Genomic DNA, 17587 nt, shown 5'->3' with positions numbered 1-17587 from the left:
AGGCAGGCATCCCTGAGGAGGGTGGCGTGAAGCGCAAGCTCATCGCGGCGGTCGGTGTCGCGGGCATGATGGTCGGTCTCGCGGCGTGTGGCAACGGGGACGACGACAAGGCCAAGGCCGACGCGGGTCCCAAGGAGATCACCGTCTGGGTCATGGACGGCTCCGCGCCGAAGGCTTGGATCGACGAGGTCAACAAGGAGTTCTCGGCCAAGCACCCCGGTGTCACGGTCAAGGTCGAGGAGCAGAAGTGGACCGGCATCCAGGAGAAGGTCACCACGGCCCTCTCCGAGAACAACCCTCCGGACGTCCTTGAACTCGGCAACACCCAGACCGCCGGCTACGCGGTCACCGGCGGCCTCGCCGACCTGACGAAGGACCGGGCCCAGCTCGGCGCCGACGCCTGGCAGAAGAGCATGCTCGCCTCGGCCGAGGTCGACGGCAAGCTCTACTCCGCCCCCTGGTACGCCGCCAACCGCGTCGTCATCTACGACAAGAAGGCGTTCGCCAAGGCCGGCGTCACCCCGCCCACCACCCGTGACGAGTGGATCGCCGGCCTGGAGAAGCTGAAGGCGGCCGACCCGGCCACCCAGCCCATCTACCTCCCCGGCCAGAGCTGGTACGTCCTCGCCGGTCTGGTCTGGGACGAGGGCGGCGACCTCGCCGTCAAGGACGGCTCCAAGTGGAAGGGCGCCCTCGGCACCCCGCAGGCCGGCGCCGCGATGGAGTTCTACAAGAAGCTCCAGGCGTTCTCCACCGCGCCCAAGGACAAGGACGAGGCCAACCCGCAGCAGTCCACCGACATCGTCCCCAAGGGCGGCGTCGCCTCCTGGATCGGTCTCGGCTGGGAGGCCGGCGGAGCGGAGAAGGCCCTCAAGGAAGCGGGCAAGGAGGCCGACTTCGGCTACTTCCCGATCCCGGGCAAGACGGCCGACAAGACCAGCACCGTCTTCCTCGGCGGCTCCAACCTCGCCGTCGCCGAGCGCTCCAAGAACAAGGACCTCGCCAAGGAGTGGCTGGCCCTCGCCGCCGGCAAGGACCAGATGACGAAGTACGCCGCCGAGACCAAGGGCGCGCTGCTCCCGAACCAGGCCGGCGCCAACTTCACCCCGGCCGCGGGCTCCTTCGCCGAGGCCATGGGCAAGGCCGGCGTCAACGGCAAGATCACCCCGGTCACCGCGGGCTGGGCGAACGTCGAGACCGAGCCGAACCCCATCAAGGAGTTCATGACCAAGGTCCTGAAGGGTGAGGACGCGGCCAAGGCCGGCGCCGAGGCGGACGCCGAGATCGCCAAGCGCATCAACAAGTAGTCCCGCCCCGCGGTATCGGCAGAACCCGCAGTACCCGCAGGACCCGCAGTACCCGCACGAACCAGCAGTGTGAACGCACCGGGGGGTGCGGCAGGTGCCCGGACACCCGCCGCGCCCCCGGTCGCGCATTTGACTCCACAGTCAACCGCGAGGAAGCCAAGCCATGACCGTGCACTCCCAGGGAGCGACGACCAGCGCTCCACAGGACGCACCACCGAAGTCCGCCGGACGGCCCCAGGCGCCGGCCCCAGCCCCCGGCACCAGCGCCGTGCCGCCTCGCGGAGGCAGAAAGCCGCTCCCCTCGGGATGGCTGCCCTATCTGCTGGTCGCGCCCGCCGTGCTCGCCCTCGCGACGCTGCTGCTGTACCCGCTGATCAAGAACGTGATCCTGTCCCTCCAGGACATCAACAAGGTCGAGTTCATCCAGCGGAAGTACCCCTTCGCGGGCCTGGCCAACTACACCGAGCTGCTGGGCGATTCCGCCTTCTGGACCGTCGTCGTCCGCAGCTTCGCCTTCACCCTGGCCAATGTCGCGCTCATCATGGTCCTGGGCAGCCTCATCGGCATCCTGCTGAACAGGCTCGGCACGAAGATGCGCCTGGTCCTCTCCATGGCGCTGGTGATGGCCTGGGCCATGCCCATCGTCGCCTCCGTCCAGGTCTTCCGCTGGCTGTTCGACGAGCAGTTCGGCGTCATGAACTGGGTCATGCGCACCGCCGGCTTCTCCGGCTACGAGCAGCACAACTGGATGGAGACCGGCCTCTCCACGATGGTGATCGTCACCCTCCTGGTGGTCTGGGGCTCCATCCCCTTCGTCGCCCTCAACATGTACGCCGGCCTCACCACCGTGGGCGCCGAGCTGTACGAGGCCGCCCGCATGGACGGCGCGAACGGCTGGCAGACCTTCTGGAAGATCGTCTTCCCGAACCTCAAGCCCTTCTTCCTCATCACCACCTTCCTGGAGGTGATCTGGGTCTTCAAGGCGTTCACCCAGGTCTACGCCATGAACAAGGGCGGCCCGGACCGCGGCTCCGAGATCCTGCCGGTCTTCGCCTACGTCGAGGGCCAGAGCCAGGCCCACTACGGCCTCGCCGCCGCGATCTCCGTCCTGACGATCCTGATCCTCGTGATCGTCATGTCCTTCTACTTCCGCCTGATCCTGAAGCAGGAGGAGGAGCAGTGAGCACCACCACCGCCCCGAAGCCCGCGGCCCCCGAACGGCCCGCGCAGCAGCTCCGCACCCGCCGGCCGGTGCGTCCCGGCGCCGTGGCCAAGAACATCGGCGCGCTCCTGCTGGCCCTGGTCTTCGTCTTCCCCGTCTACTGGATGTTCTCCTCGGCCCTCAAGCCGGCCGACCAGATGCTGACGAAGGACCCCGTCTTCGTCTTCACGCCCACGACGGCCAACTTCGCCAAGGCCACCGGCGTCGAGAACTTCTGGACCTACGTCACCAACAGCGTCCTGGTCACCCTCGGCGCCGTCATGCTGGCCCTGCTCGTCGCCCTCGCCGCCAGCTTCGCCATCGCCCGGATGCGCTTCCGCGGCCGCAAGGGCCTCGTCCTCACCGTGATGATGGCCCAGATGGCCCCCTGGGAGGTCATGGTCATCGCGATGTACATGATCGCCCGTGACGGCGAGATGCTGAACAGCCTCCCGCTGCTGACCGCGATCTACTTCGTGATGATCCTCCCCTTCACCATCTGGACCCTGCGCGGCTTCATCGCCGCCGTCCCGGTGACCCTGGAGGAGGCCGCCCAGATCGACGGCTGCACCCGCGGCCAGGCGTTCCGCAAGGTGATCTTCCCGCTGCTGGCGCCCGGCCTGATGTCCACCTCGCTCTTCGGCTTCATCACCGCCTGGAACGAGTTCGCCATGGTCCTGATCCTCAACAAGGAGAAGACCGCGCAGACCCTGCCGCTCTGGCTGACCGAGTTCATGTCCGCCTTCGGCAACGACTGGGGCGCCACCATGGCCGCGTCCTCGCTCTTCGCGATCCCGGTCCTGCTCATCTTCATCTTCCTCCAGCGCAAGGCCGTCGGCGGCATGACCTCCGGCGCAGTGAAGGGATGACGCCGTCATGACAGTCCTTGCGCACCGCGCCACCGCCTCCGACGAGGTCACCCGCGACGCCCTCGCCGTCCTCCAGCCCGGCTTCGAGGGCACCACCGCCCCCGCCTGGCTGCTCCGGCAGATCGGCGAAGGGCTCACCGCCGTCGGCCTGTTCGGCCGCAACATCGCCTCGCCCGCACAGCTCGCCGCCCTGACCGCGCAGCTGCGCGCCGAGCGGGACGACGTCCTCGTCGCCATCGACGAGGAGGGCGGCGACGTCACCCGCCTGGAGGTCCGCGACGGCTCCTCCTTCCCCGGCAACCTGGCCCTCGGCGCCGTCGACGACACCGCCCTGACCCGCGGCGTCGCCCACGAGATGGGCCGCCGCCTCGCCGCCTGCGGGGTGAACCTCGACTGGGCGCCCTCCGCCGACGTCAACTCCAACCCGGACAACCCGGTCATCGGAGTCCGCTCCTTCGGCGCCGACACCCACCTCGCCGCCCGGCACACCGCCGCCTACGTCGACGGCCTCCAGGCCGCCGGCGTCGCCGCCTGCACCAAGCACTTCCCCGGGCACGGCGACACCAACGTCGACTCCCACCACGCCCTCCCGCGCATCGACGCCGACCTCGACACCCTCGTCGCCCGGGAGCTCGTCCCCTTCAAGGCCGCCATCGAGGCGGGCACCAAGGCCGTGATGAGCGCGCACATCCTCGTGCCCGCCCTCGACCCCACCCGCCCGGCCACGCTCAGCCCGCGGATCCTCACCGGGCTGCTGCGCAAGGAACTCGGCTACGAGGGCCTGATCGTCACCGACGGCATGGAGATGAACGCCATCGCCGGCACCTACGGCATCGAGCGCGGCTCCGTCCTCGCCATCGCGGCCGGCGCCGACGCCATCTGCGTCGGCGGCGGACTCGCCGACGAGGACACCGTCCTGCGGCTGCGCGACGCCCTGGTCGCCGCCGTCCGCGAGGGCACGCTCCCGCAGGAGCGCCTCGCCGACGCCGCCGCACGGGTCCGCGCGCTGGCCGCGTGGACCGTCGCCGCCCGGCCGGACGCGCGGCAGGAGGGGGGCCGCGCGTCCGGCATCGGGCTGGCCGCCGCCCGCCGGGCCCTGGCCGTCACCGGCTCGGCGGGCCCGCTGACCGACGCCTACGTCGCCACCCTCACCCCGGTCGCGAACATCGCCGTCGGCGACGAGACCCCCTGGGGCCTGGCCGACGAGCTCGCCGCCCTGGTGCCGGGCACCCTCTCGGGCCGCTACCCGGAGGGCGCCGACGCCGCCGGGATCCTGGCCGCCGCGGGGGAGCGCACCGTCGTCGCCGTGGTCCGCGACGCGCACCGCCACCCGTGGATGACCGCGGTCCTGGACGCCCTCGTCGCGGCCCGCCCGGACACCGTCGTGGTCGAGATGGGCCTCCCGGGCGCCGAGCCGCGCGGCGCCCTGCACATCGCCACCCACGGCGCCGCCCGCGTCTGCGGCCGCGCCGCCGCCGAGGTGGTCGCCAGCGGGGCCGGGAGCTGACCGCCCCGGCCGCGGGGGAAACGCCGCGCCCCCCGGACAGGGGTCCGGGGGGCGCGGCGTTTCCCGTACGGCTCCGTGGCCGCTACAGGCCCTGCCAGGCGGGCTTGTCGGCGTAGGTCTGGCGGAAGTAGTCGGCCAGCTTGAGCTTCGAGGCGGCCGCCTCGTCCACCACGACGGTCGCGTGCCGGTGCAGCTGGAGGGCCGAGGCCGGGACCAGGGCCGACAGCGGGCCCTCCACGGTCTGCGCGACGGCCTCCGCCTTGCCCTCACCGGTGGCCAGCAGGACCAGGTGGCGGGCGTCCAGGATGGTGCCGATGCCCTGGGTGATGACGTGGTGCGGCACCTGCTCCAGGTCGTTGTCGAAGAAGCGCGCGTTGTCCACCCGGGTCTGGTGGGTGAGCGTCTTGATCCGGGTGCGCGAGGCCAGCGAGGAGCAGGGCTCGTTGAAGCCGATGTGCCCGTCCGTGCCGATCCCCAGCAGCTGGAGGTCGACCCCGCCGGCCTCGGCCAGCGCCCGGTCGTACGCCTCGCAGGCGGCGGTGATGTCCTCGGCCGAGCCGTCCGGGCCCATGAAGGAGGACGCGGAGAGCCCCAGCGGCTCGACCACCTCGCGCAGGACGACGGCCCGGTACGCCTCGGGGTGTCCGGCGGGCAGGCCGACGTACTCGTCGAGCTGGCATATACGGGCCGCGGAGGCGTCGACCTCACCGGCCGCGACCTTGGCCGCGAGGGCCTCGTAGACGGGCAGCGGGGTAGAGCCGGTCGCCACGCCGAGCAGGGCGTCGGGCTTGCGGCGTACCAGGGCGGCCATGGCCTCCGCGATGAGCTCTCCGCCTGCCTTGGCGTCCGGGACGATGACAACTTCCACGCGTGGCCTGCCGATCTGGAGTGGTGGTGTGGTATAGACCAATCTAGCAGAGCGGGGCGGGTGCGCAGGGGGCTCGCGCCCGTCTTTTCCATGGTGTTCCGTATCGCGGACACCGGCCTCCCGGGCATGCCGCAGCGGTCGCGCGACGGGGCGGCCGGGCGGCGACGGGGAGGCGACGGGGCGGTACGGGAAGCGGTGGCGGGACGGGCCCCGCATGCCTGGCCGTGGAGGCTCGTCCGGCTCGACGGGCCGGCGGCGAAAAGGGGAGAGGCCCCGGAATTCCTCTGGGCCACGGTGCAGGGCGGGACCCTCAACCCGCCCGGCACCGTAGCCCGGAGTACTTACGGCCGTCAGGTGTGCGGTTCCCGGCGGCCGGTGCGAGGGGCCTGCGCAGTCAGGGCAGAGTGCGCGGCTCCCTCGGTTCCGTCCTCCTGTGCGGGGAGGGCGGAGACTGTGGGGTCAATTCTGGACTAGACCATTCTGTTCTGTCCATCCAATGACGGTGCGGGAAAACCCGTCACTTCCTCCAACAGTACGCGGAGTGAACCCCTCCTGGATACTCCCGAGTACCGTCGTGGGGAAAGTCATCACACGTACCCGGGGTACGCTCGCCCCGTGCCCTCCATGAACGACCTCGTACGCCAGCACACCGCTCTCGGTGAAACCGACCTGGAGTGGCTGCACCTGCTGGTCTCGGAGTGGCAGCTGCTCTCCGACCTCTCCTTCGCCGACCTCGTGCTGTGGGTCCCCACCCTCGACGGCACCCGCTACGTCTCGGTCGCCCAGATGCGCCCGAACACAGGTCCGACCTCCTACCAGGACGACATGGTCGGCCACCTGGTGCCCCGCGGCCGCCGCCCGCTGCTCGACGCCGCGCTCGACGAGGGCCGCATCGTGCGCGAGGGCGACCCGGAGTGGCGCGAGGAGGTCCCGGTCCGGGTCGAGTCCATCCCCGTGCGCCGCGAGGGACGCGTACTCGGAGTGATCGCGCGGAATACCAACCTGCTCACTGTGCGTACACCGAGCCGGCTGGAGCTGACCTACCTCCAGTCCGCCTCGGACCTCGCCCAGATGATCGCGGCGGGCTCCTTCCCCTTCCCCGGCCAGCAGGTGGACATGGACGCCTCCCCGCGGGTCGGGGACGGCCTGATCCGTCTGGACGCCGACGGCGTGGTCACCTACGCCTCCCCGAACGCCCTCTCCGCCTACCACCGCCTCGGCCTCGCCTCCGACCTCGTCGGCCAGGACCTCGGCGCCACCACGGCCGAACTGGCGCCCTCCCGCGGCCCCGTGGACGAGGCCCTGGTCAAGCTCGCCAGCGGCTGGGCCCCCCGGGAGACCGAGGTCGAGGGCAACGGCGGGGTCATCCAGCTGCGCGCCATCCCGCTCAAGCCGAAGGGGACCCGGATCGGCTCCCTGGTGCTCTGCCGCGACGTCACCGAACTGCGCCGTCGCGAACGTGAACTGATCACCAAGGACGCCACCATCCGGGAGATCCACCACCGGGTGAAGAACAACCTCCAGACGGTGGCCGCCCTGTTGCGGCTCCAGGCCCGCAGGATGGATTCGCCGCAGGGCCGGGAAGCGCTCAACGAGGCCGTGCGCCGCGTCGGTTCGATCGCGATCGTGCACGAGACGCTCTCTCAGAACCTGGACGAGCGCGTGGAGTTCGACGAGATCGCCGACCGGGTGATCGCGATGGTCTCGGAGATCTCCCCGGGCAAGGTGGACTGCCGGCGCACCGGCCGCTTCGGGATCCTGGACGCGGAGGTGGCCACGCCGCTGTCCATGGTGCTGACCGAGATCCTGCAGAACGCCCTGGAGCACGCCTTCCCCGACGAGGGCGGGCGCGGCACCGTCGAGGTCTCCGCGATGCGCTCGGGCACGGGCCGCAAGGACGGGCGCCTGCTGATCACCGTGATCGACGACGGGAAGGGGCTGCCCGAGGGCTTCGACCCCCAGCGGGCCGGCAACCTCGGGCTGCAGATCGTACGGACCCTCGTGGAGGGGGAGCTCGGCGGCACCTTCGACATGGTCCCGGCGGCGCCGCGCGGCACCAAGGTCGTGCTGGACCTGCCGTCCAGCCCGCAGAAGTAGCAGCGGAACCGTCACCCGGCGTGACGGGCGGCCTCGCCGCCCTCCGTACGCTGCGTAGCCGGATCACAGCACTGAGCCCCGGACCGAAGGATTCGGTCCGGGGCTCAAGAGCACGGTGCTGAGCGCTGTCCGGTGCTACGCGCTGCGCGTCGAGGCTCGAAAGTCGTTGTCAGGCGCTGGCGTTGCGCGCCCGGTTGCGAGCGGCGCGGCGCTTCATGGCGCGGCGCTCGTCCTCGCTGAGACCGCCCCAGACGCCGGAGTCCTGACCGGACTCGAGCGCCCACTGCAGGCACTGCTCCATGACGGGGCAGCGGCGGCAGACGGCCTTGGCTTCCTCGATCTGCAGCAGCGCAGGACCGGTGTTGCCGATGGGGAAGAAGAGTTCCGGGTCTTCCTCGCGGCAAACGGCGTTGTGACGCCAGTCCATGGCTGCTCCATCTCCTTGTATTGCGAACAGGTTGCTTGTGAATGTGAACGCTTTCACGAATCCCCCCGTGAGGGAAGGGCGACCGCCCAGTTTCCCGGGTGATCAGTCAGAGATTCGTGGAGGGGTTCTGGCGGTCTGTGTGGGTGCCGGGTCTTGCGGGCTGTCCCGATCGCCATGAAGAGATTCGCAAACCTCGGACGGGGATACAACCCCTTCCGGAAAGTTTTTTTTGATTCGTCGGTGTCTACTAGGTCACAGCCCTACATCGTGAGGGTGGACCGGCGTGTAAACGTTCGACTGAAAGGCCCCGGGGCCCTTCTACTCACACAATCACACGCAGTGCCCGGCGTACGCCTGTGAACCGAACGCTGGTGCGCAGTCCGAGGTGATCGCCGTCCATCTGGAACGGAAGCGGAACCTTCGAATGCAAGGTGAAGTCGGTCAGATCGTGCAGAGACACCGCGTGCTTGCCGTGCGGACCCCGCTCAGGAGTGGAGGTCAGGAGCTGCGTCGCGTACCGGGCGACCGCCGGAGTTGACAAACGGTCCAGGGCCAATACGTCAAGCGCAGTATCGAACGACGCCTCCGGGGAGGCGTACAAGGGACGATTCCCCAGATATGTCCACGGTGAGGTGTTGCACACTATCGACAGCACCAGGTCCGTCACCGGATCCGCGCCGGGCCGCTCCAGCGTGACCGTCCCGTGCCGGCGGTTCGGCTCCTCCCAGAACTGCCGCATCAGCTGCCGAACGTACAGCGCGTGCGTCGAACGCTTGCCGCGTTCGCGCTGCTGCTCGACCCGGCCCACCACCCCGGCGTCGAAGCCGAAGCCCGCGCAGAAGGTGAACCAGCGCGCCGGGACCGACTCGTCCTCCGTGCCCGGGGCACCCGCCGCCAGACCGAGGCCCACCGTCCGCTCGCGCTCCTCGCGCAGCGCGTCCAGCAGGGCGCCGGTGGCCTGCACCGAATCGTTGGGGAGCCCGAGGGCGCGGGCGAACACATTCGTGGACCCGCCGGGCACCACCGCCAGCCGGGGCAGCCGGGTCGGATCCGGCCCGTCGTGCAGGAGCCCGTTCACGACCTCGTTCACCGTGCCGTCGCCGCCGAGGGCGACGACGAGGTCCAGCCCCTCGTGCGCGGCCCGGCGCCCCAGGTCGCGGGCGTGCCCGCGGTACTCGGTGGTGACCGCCTCCAGCTTCATCTCGCTGGCCAGGGCGTGGATCAGGACATCGCGCGTGCGCGCACTGGTGGTCGTCGCTGCTGGGTTGGCCACGAGAAGTGCACGCATGTGCGCCAGACTACCCACCCCGTCCGGGGCCGACCCTACTGCCCGCCCCCTCCGGGCCCGGGGCACCGCGGCTACCCTGCTGGGGTGAGTAAGAAGCAGCCCGCGAAGACCCCCGCCGCCGAGTCCGCCCCGCCCGCCGCGCTGCCCGGCCGGCTGACCGCCGCCGCCGCGCTCACCGCCCTGGAGGGCCTGGCGCTGGCCGGCCTCGGTGTCTACATGCTGTTCGTGGGCATCGCCGGCGACCCCGACTCCCCGCAGCAGGCCGAGACCGGCGGGATCACCCTGCTCGCCCTCGCCGCCCTGCCGCTGATCGCGGCCCGCGGGCTGCGCCTGGGCCGCCGCTGGAGCCGCGGCCCGGCACTGATCACCCAGCTGATGGCGCTGCCGGTGGCCTGGACCCTGTACAGCACCGGCGGCGCGATGATCGCCGCCGCGGTGGCGCTCGCCGTGGCCGCGGTGGCCGTCGTCGTCCTCCTGGTGAACCCGACGGCGACCGAGGCACTGGGCATCGGAAGCCCGTCCGAATAACACCCTCTCCCCGGGGTACGAGGGTCTGCGGAGCCGGGGCCCGCTCCTCGGCCTACTCCTCGACGAGGAGCTTGTCCCGGAGCTGGGCCAGGGTGCGGGCCAGCAGCCGGGAGACGTGCATCTGGGAGATGCCGACCTCCTGCGCGATCTGCGACTGCGTCATGTTCCCGAAGAAACGAAGCAGCAGGATCCGCTTCTCCCGCGGGGGCAGCCCCTCCAGCAGCGGCTTGAGGGATTCGCGGTACTCGACCCCCTCCAGCGCCTCGTCCTCCGCGCCCAGGGTGTCCGCGACCGCCGGCGACTCGTCGTCGGTGTCCGGGACGTCCAGCGACAGCGTGCTGTAGGCGTTGGCCGACTCCAGCCCCTCCAGCACCTCCTCCTCGGAGATGCCCAGCCGCTCCGCCAGCTCGTGCACCGTCGGGGAGCGGCCGTGCTGCTGGGACAGCTCGGCCGTGGCCGTGGTCAGCGAGAGCCGCAGCTCCTGGAGGCGTCTGGGGACCCGTACCGCCCAGCCCTTGTCACGGAAGTGGCGCTTGATCTCGCCGACCACCGTGGGCGTGGCGTACGTGGAGAACTCGACCCCGCGGTCCGGGTCGAACCGGTCCACCGACTTGATCAGGCCGATCGTCGCCACCTGCGTCAGGTCGTCGAGCGGTTCGCCGCGGTTGCGGAAGCGCCGCGCCAGGTGCTCGACGAGCGGCAGGTGCATCCGTACCAGCCGGTTGCGCAGCTCCGCCTTCTCCGCCGAGCCGTCGGGCAGCGCCCGCAGCTCGACGAAGAGGGCCCGCGCGCTGCTGCGGTCGCGGGGATCGGGCAGCGCCGGGGGCGGCGGGGACACCGGGTACACCGGCAGCCCGTCGGCCGCCGCGGCGGCCGCCTCCTCCGGAGGCCGCGTCGGCTGTGACTGGTCGTGCTGGTTCTCGCTCATAGGGCCCGCCCGTCGCTCCGCCGAGTCCAAAAAGCCGTCTTCCGCATCCGCGTCAGCCGGGTGCGGCCGGGCGTACTGCTGTTCCGGGATGCCGCCGTCGACCTCGTGCCGTACCCGGGGCCGATCACCGTCCCGCACCGGGATCTCCCCGCCGCTCACGCCGGGCCTGGTCCCGCGCCGCGCTGTTTGTAGAGGCTGATGCTCACCGTCCGGTCCTCCTCGACCGTGGACTCGACCTTGCCGGCCAGCGCCGACAGGACCGTCCACGCGAACGTGTCACGCTCCGGCGCGCGGCCGTCCGTGGTCGGGGCCGAGACGGTCACCTCCAGCGAATCGTCGATCAGCCGGAAGACGCAGCTGAGGACGGAGCCCGGCACGGCCTGCTGGAGCAGGATCGCGCAGGCTTCGTCCACCGCGATGCGGAGGTCCTCGATCTCGTCGAGGGTGAAGTCCAAACGTGCCGCGAGACCGGCCGTGGCCGTTCGCAGCACCGACAGGTAGGCACCCGCAGCGGGCAGCCGGACTTCCACGAAGTCCTGAGTCCCGGGCTCGCCTGCGATCTGGGACACCCTCACCTCCAAGGTGGTACGAGCTCTGTTCGCCGGTGACGCTACCGCGATCCGGGCGATCGTGTCGCGGCACCCCTGCTGGCGCCCGCTCGGAGCACCCCGCACTGCGGCCAGTGACCGATGGTAAGCCCATGGGTACGCACAGTGGCTAGGGGTCTGCGGGGTTCAAATCCGGGGAGCCGGCGGAGGGTTGATCTACCCCTGCCTCAGACGATCGAACCGTCCACGAAGCACCATCGCCAGCTCTCGCCCGGCTCGAAGCTCCGCATCACGGGATGACCGGTCTCCTGGTGGTGCGCGGTGGCGTGCCGGAAGGGGGAGGAGTCGCAGCAGGCGATGTGCCCGCAGGCCAGGCACATCCGCAGCTGCACGGGGTGGCTGCCGACGGCCAGACATTCGGGACAGGTCCGGTCAGAGGGGACCGGTTCGGGGCGCGGCAGTTCGGCAACGTGGGTGCACTCGCTCATGATGGCCAGCGTACGGCCAGGGCGCGGGCGCGCGACGGAGGAGGAGGGATCTTCGATGGAGGTATTGCCGCTGGTGGCGCTGGTCGCGTTCAGCGCGGCCGTCGCGGGGCTGGCGCGCCGCACCCCGGTGCCGGCGCCCCTGCTGCTGGTCGCGGCCGGGCTCGCGGTCTCGTACGTGCCGGGCGTGCCCGAGTACACCCTCGACCCGCACATCGTGCTGCCGCTGCTGCTCCCGCCGCTGCTGCACACGGCCGCGGTGGACAGCTCGTACCTGGACCTGCGGGCCAACGCCCGGCCGATCGCGATGCTGTCCGTGGGCTACGTGCTCTTCGCGACGGTGGCCGTCGGCTACGCCGCCTACCTGGTGGTGCCGGGGCTGTCGCTGCCGGTGGCCCTCGTGCTCGGCGCGGTGATCGCCCCGCCGGACGCGGTCGCGGCCACGGCCATCGCGCGCAAGCTCGGGCTGCCGAACCGGATGACGACCATCCTCCAGGGGGAGTCCCTGGTCAACGACGCCACCGCGATCACCGCCTACAAGGTGGCGCTGGCGGCGGCGGTCGGAGTGAGCGCCGGCTGGGCGGGCGGGATCGCGGAGTTCCTGCTCGCCTCGGTGGGCGGGATCGGCGTGGGCCTGCTGCTGATGGTGCCGATCCACCAGCTCCGCAAGCGGATGAAGGAGCCGCTGCTCCAGAACACCCTGTCGCTGCTCATCCCGTTCGTGGCGTACGCGGCGGCCGAGCGGGTGCATGCCTCCGGGGTGCTGGCGGTGGTGGTGGTCGCGCTGTACCTCGGGCACCGGAACTGGCAGGTCGACTTCGCGACGCGGCTCCAGGAGGAGGCCGTCTGGAAGATGGTCGCCTTCATCCTGGAGTCGGTGGTCTTCGCGCTGATCGGGCTCCAGCTGCGGGTGGTGCTCCAGGGGCTCGGGGAGTACGAGGGCGCCGCCGCGGCCTGGTACGCGGTGGCGGTGTTCGTCGTGGTGGTGGTGGCCCGGTTCGTGTGGGTCTTCCCGGCGACCTTCGTGCCGCGCTGGATGTCGCCGCGGATCCGTGAGCGGGAGCCGGAGACGGACTGGAAGGCGCCGGTGATCGTGGGGTGGGCCGGGATGCGGGGCGTGGTCTCGCTGGCCATCGCCTTCTCCGTACCGATGTCCGTGCCGCACCGGGACCTGATCCTCTTCCTCACCTTCACGACGGTCATCGGCACGCTGGTGGTGCAGGGGCTGACGCTGCCGCCGCTGATCAAGGCGCTGCGGCTGCCGCCGCGGGATGTGCAGGCCGAGACGCTGGCGGAGGCGCAGGCGCAGAGCGAGGCGTCGCGGGCGGCGGAGGAGCGGCTGGCGGAGCTGCTGGAGGAGCCGGAGAACGCCACCCTGCCGCCGCCGCTGGCGGACCGGCTGCGGACGGTGATGGACCGGCGGCGCAACGCGGTGTGGGAGCGGCTGGGGGAGGTCAACGCGCTGACGGGGGAGTCGGCGGACGATGTCTACCGGCGGTTGGCGCGGGAGATGATCGAGGCGGAGCGGGAGGTGTTCGTGACGCTGCGGGACGGGCGGCGGATCGACGACGAGATGCTGCGGGTGTTGCTGCGGAGGCTGGATCTGGAGGAGGCGGCGGCGTATCGGGAGGCGTCGTGACGAGGTCCCTGCGGGGGGCTCGGCCGGGGTTGGCCTGGCCCGGTGTGGCGGTGCGGCGGTGCGGCGGGGTGCGGGCTGGCCCGGGTGCGGCGGTGCGGCGGTGTGTGGTGGGGCCGGGGACGGGGTGGGGGTGACGTCCGGGACTCATGATTTATGGCGCCCTGGCGGGGGTGTGCTGTACGGGCTCCTGCCGCGCCAACAAATCACGTTCTACGTCCCGGACATCACCCCCACCCCGTCCCCGGCCCCGGCGGTCAGGGGCGGCCGGTGATGATCGCTGTCACGGTGGTGCCGGGTGGGAAGGGGAGTGCCGTGAGGGCCCAGAGGAGTTTGGCCACGTAGATCCGCTCGACGGGGAGGTTGTGGCGGGTCTCGAAGTCGGCGGCGAAGCGGTCGAGTTCTGGGGGGACTCGGGCGTAGCCGCCGTGGTGGAAGCCCTCGGCCAGGGTCCAGTTCGGAGTGGGGGCGCCGAAGGCCGCTTGCTGGAGGGAACGTATCTCCTCGGGGAGGAAGGCGCCGGCCAGGACTGGGACGCCGAGGGCCCTTTGGTCGGGGGCCAGGCCGGCTGCCAGGCCGGCCAGGGTGCCGCCGGTGCCGCAGGCCACGGCGGCGATGTCCGTGAGGCCGTTGAGTTCCCGGCCGAGCTCGGCACAGCCGGTGAGGGCGAGGGCGTTGCTGCCGCCTTCGGGTACGACGTACGCGTTGCCGGCCCCTGCCTCGTGCACCAGCTGGGCCTGGGTTTCCGGGGCGGACTTCGCGCGGTAGCGGGAGCGGGAGACGAAGTGCAGGCGCATGCCGTCGGCCGCGCAGCGGGCCAGGGAGTCGTTGAGGGGGCGGCCGGCGAGCTCGTCGCCGCGGACGATGCCGATGGTTTCGATGCCCAGCAGCCGGCCGGCCGCTGCGGTGGCCCGTAGGTGGTTGGAGTAGGCCCCACCGAAGGTGACGACCTGGTCGTGGCCCGCTTCCAGTGCGGCCCGCAGGTTGGGGGCGAGCTTGCGCCACTTGTTGCCGGGGAGCTCGGGGTGCACAAGGTCGTCCCGCTTGAGCAGGAGCCGTACCCCCCGCTGCTCGAACCGCTCGTCATGCACCTCCTGCAAGGGGGAGGGCGGGCGGGGGCGCAGTTCGGGGTGGTCCACCCGACCATTGTGGGGCGGTTCTCCGGCGGGTGACGAAGCGGTGGTGCCGCCTCGTCACCCGGGGGTCACTTCAGGCGTTCCGCGATGCGGGTGCGCAGGGCGGCCATGGTGAAGCCTCTGGGGTCGATCTTGCCCGGCTGCCATTCCAGGTGGCCGATCACGGAGGGGGCCTTCCAGCCGTGGACGCGGCACAGGGCCGCCGCCGCGCGGGTGATCGCGTCGAGCTGGACCTCCGGCCAGGGGTCCTTGCCGTCGCCCAGGTTCTCGCACTCGAAGCCGTAGAAGTGGCGGTTGCCGTCGGTGTCGGTCTCGTTGTCGGGAGGGAGCCGCTTCTCCGCGATCACCGCCGCCAGGACGTCGGAGTCGCCGCTGCCCGCGTGGTTGGCGCGGCCGTAGCCGACCAGGTGGACGCGGCCGTCCTTGGCGATCACGCCGTGGCAGAGCGGCCCCGGGAGGTCGCTGCGGCCGTTGCGGCAGAGGTCGACGGTGAAAGGGGTTCCGCGGGTGACGGTGTGATGGATCATCACCCCGTGCACGGGGCCCCAGGGGCCCTTGTGGTTGCGGTTGTGGGTGCGCCAGGCGCCGACCTCGACGACGGTCAGACCTTCGCCCCGGAGTGCGTTGATGAACCGGTCCGCGGACATGGGTGCGGCCATGGCCGCCTCCCTTCGTGCGGTGCGCGACGGACACCCCATGTGTCCGTATCGTCACGCTCCGGTTTAGTGGAGGCGACCCTTCCGCGGCTAGTGTTTTCGTACGGCGAGCGAGCGGATCCGGACAGGCGTCACGCGGAGGCCAGCCACAGGTCCGGGCCGAACACCTCATAGCGGATGTCGGCCGCCGGTACGCCCTGGGCGAGGAGCTGCGCGCGTACGGAGCGCATGAACGGCAGCGGCCCGCAGAGGTAGGCCAGGGTGCCCGGGAGGATGTTCACGCCGGTCAGGTCCATGAGGCCGGTGGCGTCGCCCGGCTCCGCCGACTCCTCGTACCAGAAGCGGGCCGTGGCGTCGGCCAGCTTGTGGGTCAGGGCGCGGTGGTCGGAGCGCAGGGCGTGGTCGGCGGGGGAGCGGTCCGCGTGCAGGACCGTCACGGGGGCGGTGTGGCCGGTGTCGGCCAGGTGCTCCAGCATCGAGAGCATCGGGGTGCAGCCGATTCCGGCCGAGGCGAGCAGGACCGGCGCGCCGGAGTCCTCCAGGGTCAGATCGCCGTACGGGAGCGAGACCCGCAGGGTGTCGCCGACGCGCACCCGGGTGTGCAGGTGGTGGGAGACCTCGCCGTCGGGCCCGTGCGCGGCGGGCCCGTGGATCCGCTTGACGGTGATCGCGCGGACCGGGGAGCCGGGCGCGGTGGACAGGCTGTACTGGCGGATCTGGCGGGCCCCGTCGGGCAGTTCCACCTGGACGGAGACGTACTGGCCGGGCAGGTGCGCGGGCGCGGGGGAGCCGTCGGCGGGGGCGAGGCGGAAGGTGGCGCAGTCGGCGGTCTCCTCCACCCGCCCGGTGACGGTCCACTCGCGCCACGCGTCCCCGGCGACGGTACGGCGCTCCGCGTACAGCCGCTCCTCGATGGCTATGAGGGCGTTGGCCATCAGCCAGTACACCTCGTCCCAGGCGGCGGCGACCCCGGGGGTGACGGCCTCGCCCAGCACCTCGGTGATCGCCTCGAAGAGGTGCAGGTGGACCACCGCGTACTGCTCGCGGGTGACGCCGAGGCTGGCGTGCTTGTGGGCGATCCGGCCCAGCATCACGTCGGGGCGGGTGTCCGGGTGGGCGAGGAGGTGGGTGGCGAAGGCGGCGATGGAGCCGGCGAGGGCCTGCTTCTGCAGGCCGGCGTTCTGGTTGCCGCGGTTGAAGAGGTCGCGCAGCAGCTCCGGGTGGGCCGCGAACAGCTTCTCGTAGAACAGCTCCGTGATGTCACCGATGGCCGCTCCGACGGCGGGGAGGGTGGCTCGTACGGTCGCGGCCGAGGTCTCGGACAGCATGCGGACTCCTCATGTGCGGGTGCTGGTGGAGCAATAATTGGCATCTTAGATGCGTATTTTTGGGTGCAGTGGTCCGCGGGGATGCGGACTTCTGTTCGAGCTCTCGCCGGGGTTTGATCCGGGCGGGTGGGGGAGCGGTGTTAACCGGCCATCAGTCCACCCCGGTCGGCGGCCGGCCGGAGATGCCCAGCAGAAGCGGCCCCGTCGGGGCCGCCACCAGGTCGTTCACCGTCAGCGGGTCCAGGGTGGCGTAGAAGGCGTCCTGTGCCCGGCGCAGCGCGCCGCGCAGCAGGCAGGCGCCGCGCAGCGGGCAGGGCGTGGCGCCCTCACAGTCCACCACGTCGCCCTCGCCCTCCAGTTCGCGCACCACGGCGCCCACCGAGGCGGCCCGGCCGGCGGAGGTCAGGGCGAGCCCGCCGCCGCGGCCGCGCCGCGCCTCGACGAGACCGAGATGCTGCAGCCTGGCGACCACTTTGGCCGTGTGCGTGTAGGGGACCTCCATCGTCGCCGCGACCTCGCGGGTCGTGGGGAGGTCCGTCTCCTCGACGGCCAGGCGCATCAGGGTGCGCAGCGCCAGGTCGGTGAATCGCGTCAGCCGCATGGGGACACCGTAGGAAACTTGCATCGCAGATACAAATTAACGGCGGTACGGCCTCACGGGTTGGCCGAAAATCGTTGGTCGCCGAGGGCTCGCGCGGGCCGTCGCGGCGCAGTGCGGTCCGAGAGGGTGCCCCGCACCCGGACGGAGTAGTCCCACCCTTTTGTGTAATGGTCCCAC

At 71.3% G+C, this 17587-nt stretch carries 17 protein-coding genes; 7 read left to right on the top strand and 10 right to left on the bottom strand.

Annotation, left to right across the window (positions count from 1 at the left end; all coding sequences use genetic code 11):
- The first annotated feature begins 26 nt into the window (after positions 1-26).
- The 4 genes from ABZ873_RS04195 (at position 27) to ABZ873_RS04180 (ending at position 4884) form a co-directional block, all read left to right on the top strand.
- The gene (locus tag ABZ873_RS04195) at positions 27-1307 is read left to right on the top strand and encodes an extracellular solute-binding protein (protein WP_360864822.1); all 1281 of its coding nucleotides are present in this window, start codon (positions 27-29) and stop codon (positions 1305-1307) included.
- Between the two features lie 163 nt (positions 1308-1470).
- On the top strand, positions 1471-2490 hold the full coding sequence (locus tag ABZ873_RS04190; RefSeq protein WP_360864819.1) for a sugar ABC transporter permease: 1020 nt from the start codon (positions 1471-1473) through the stop codon (positions 2488-2490).
- A gap of 68 nt (positions 2491-2558) precedes the next feature.
- Complete coding sequence (locus ABZ873_RS04185; RefSeq protein ID WP_360865046.1) at positions 2559-3377, top strand: carbohydrate ABC transporter permease; 819 nt, start codon at positions 2559-2561, stop codon at positions 3375-3377.
- Positions 3378-3384: 7 nt separating this feature from the next.
- On the top strand, positions 3385-4884 hold the full coding sequence (locus ABZ873_RS04180; protein WP_360864815.1) for a glycoside hydrolase family 3 protein: 1500 nt from the start codon (positions 3385-3387) through the stop codon (positions 4882-4884).
- 82 nt (positions 4885-4966) lie between these two features.
- On the opposite strand, the gene nagB is transcribed toward ABZ873_RS04180, so the two are convergent.
- Positions 4967-5752, bottom strand: coding sequence for a glucosamine-6-phosphate deaminase (gene nagB, locus ABZ873_RS04175; RefSeq protein ID WP_360864812.1), 786 nt, complete (start codon positions 5750-5752; stop codon positions 4967-4969).
- Between the two features lie 624 nt (positions 5753-6376).
- Between nagB and ABZ873_RS04170 the strand changes: the two genes are divergently transcribed.
- Positions 6377-7849: a PAS domain-containing sensor histidine kinase gene (locus ABZ873_RS04170; protein ID WP_360865043.1), complete on the top strand. Its 1473-nt coding sequence runs from the start codon at positions 6377-6379 to the stop codon at positions 7847-7849.
- Positions 7850-8018: 169 nt separating this feature from the next.
- On the opposite strand, the gene ABZ873_RS04165 is transcribed toward ABZ873_RS04170, so the two are convergent.
- Both ABZ873_RS04165 and ABZ873_RS04160 read right to left on the bottom strand, forming a co-directional pair.
- A complete protein-coding gene (locus tag ABZ873_RS04165) occupies positions 8019-8276 on the bottom strand; it encodes a WhiB family transcriptional regulator (RefSeq protein WP_003953983.1) in 258 nt (85 codons plus the stop codon).
- 322 nt (positions 8277-8598) lie between these two features.
- The gene (locus ABZ873_RS04160) at positions 8599-9564 is read right to left on the bottom strand and encodes a diacylglycerol kinase family protein (protein ID WP_360864808.1); all 966 of its coding nucleotides are present in this window, start codon (positions 9562-9564) and stop codon (positions 8599-8601) included.
- A gap of 84 nt (positions 9565-9648) precedes the next feature.
- On the opposite strand from ABZ873_RS04160, the gene ABZ873_RS04155 reads away from it, so the two are divergent.
- Complete coding sequence (locus ABZ873_RS04155) at positions 9649-10092, top strand: hypothetical protein (RefSeq protein WP_360864805.1); 444 nt, start codon at positions 9649-9651, stop codon at positions 10090-10092.
- 52 nt (positions 10093-10144) lie between these two features.
- Here the strand turns inward: ABZ873_RS04155 and ABZ873_RS04150 are convergent, their stop codons facing one another.
- From ABZ873_RS04150 to ABZ873_RS04140, 3 genes are all read right to left on the bottom strand, one after another.
- Entirely contained in the window at positions 10145-11179 is a 1035-nt protein-coding gene (locus ABZ873_RS04150; RefSeq protein ID WP_360864802.1) for an RNA polymerase sigma factor SigF, read from the bottom strand.
- Positions 11176-11589 (bottom strand): anti-sigma regulatory factor, encoded by a 414-nt coding sequence (locus ABZ873_RS04145; RefSeq protein ID WP_360864799.1) that lies wholly within the window; start codon positions 11587-11589, stop codon positions 11176-11178. The genes ABZ873_RS04150 and ABZ873_RS04145 overlap by 4 nt, the downstream gene beginning before the upstream one ends.
- 206 nt (positions 11590-11795) lie before the next feature.
- Positions 11796-12056 (bottom strand): UBP-type zinc finger domain-containing protein, encoded by a 261-nt coding sequence (locus ABZ873_RS04140; RefSeq protein ID WP_360864796.1) that lies wholly within the window; start codon positions 12054-12056, stop codon positions 11796-11798.
- A gap of 55 nt (positions 12057-12111) precedes the next feature.
- Between ABZ873_RS04140 and ABZ873_RS04135 the strand changes: the two genes are divergently transcribed.
- Positions 12112-13692, top strand: a complete 1581-nt coding sequence (locus ABZ873_RS04135; protein WP_360864792.1) for a Na+/H+ antiporter — start codon at positions 12112-12114, stop codon at positions 13690-13692.
- A 254-nt stretch (positions 13693-13946) separates the two neighbouring features.
- On the opposite strand, the gene ABZ873_RS04130 is transcribed toward ABZ873_RS04135, so the two are convergent.
- The 4 genes from ABZ873_RS04130 to ABZ873_RS04115 all read right to left on the bottom strand — a co-directional run bounded on the left by ABZ873_RS04130 (position 13947) and on the right by ABZ873_RS04115 (position 17410).
- Entirely contained in the window at positions 13947-14828 is an 882-nt protein-coding gene (locus ABZ873_RS04130) for a pyridoxal-phosphate dependent enzyme (RefSeq protein ID WP_360864789.1), read from the bottom strand.
- A gap of 65 nt (positions 14829-14893) precedes the next feature.
- Positions 14894-15484 carry an N-acetylmuramoyl-L-alanine amidase gene (locus ABZ873_RS04125; RefSeq protein WP_360864786.1) on the bottom strand — a complete coding sequence of 197 codons (591 nt, stop codon included), beginning with the start codon at positions 15482-15484 and terminating at the stop codon, positions 14894-14896.
- Positions 15485-15612: 128 nt separating this feature from the next.
- Positions 15613-16809 (bottom strand): globin domain-containing protein, encoded by a 1197-nt coding sequence (locus ABZ873_RS04120; protein WP_360864783.1) that lies wholly within the window; start codon positions 16807-16809, stop codon positions 15613-15615.
- A 151-nt stretch (positions 16810-16960) separates the two neighbouring features.
- On the bottom strand, positions 16961-17410 hold the full coding sequence (locus ABZ873_RS04115; RefSeq protein WP_360864780.1) for an Rrf2 family transcriptional regulator: 450 nt from the start codon (positions 17408-17410) through the stop codon (positions 16961-16963).
- Positions 17411-17587: the final 177 nt, after the last annotated feature.

Source organism: Streptomyces sp. NPDC047014, assembly GCF_040644195.1.
GTDB lineage: Bacteria > Actinomycetota > Actinomycetes > Streptomycetales > Streptomycetaceae > Streptomyces.
The sequence above is the reverse complement of the archived record's forward strand: the minus strand, read 5'-3'. Positions and strand labels throughout refer to the sequence as shown.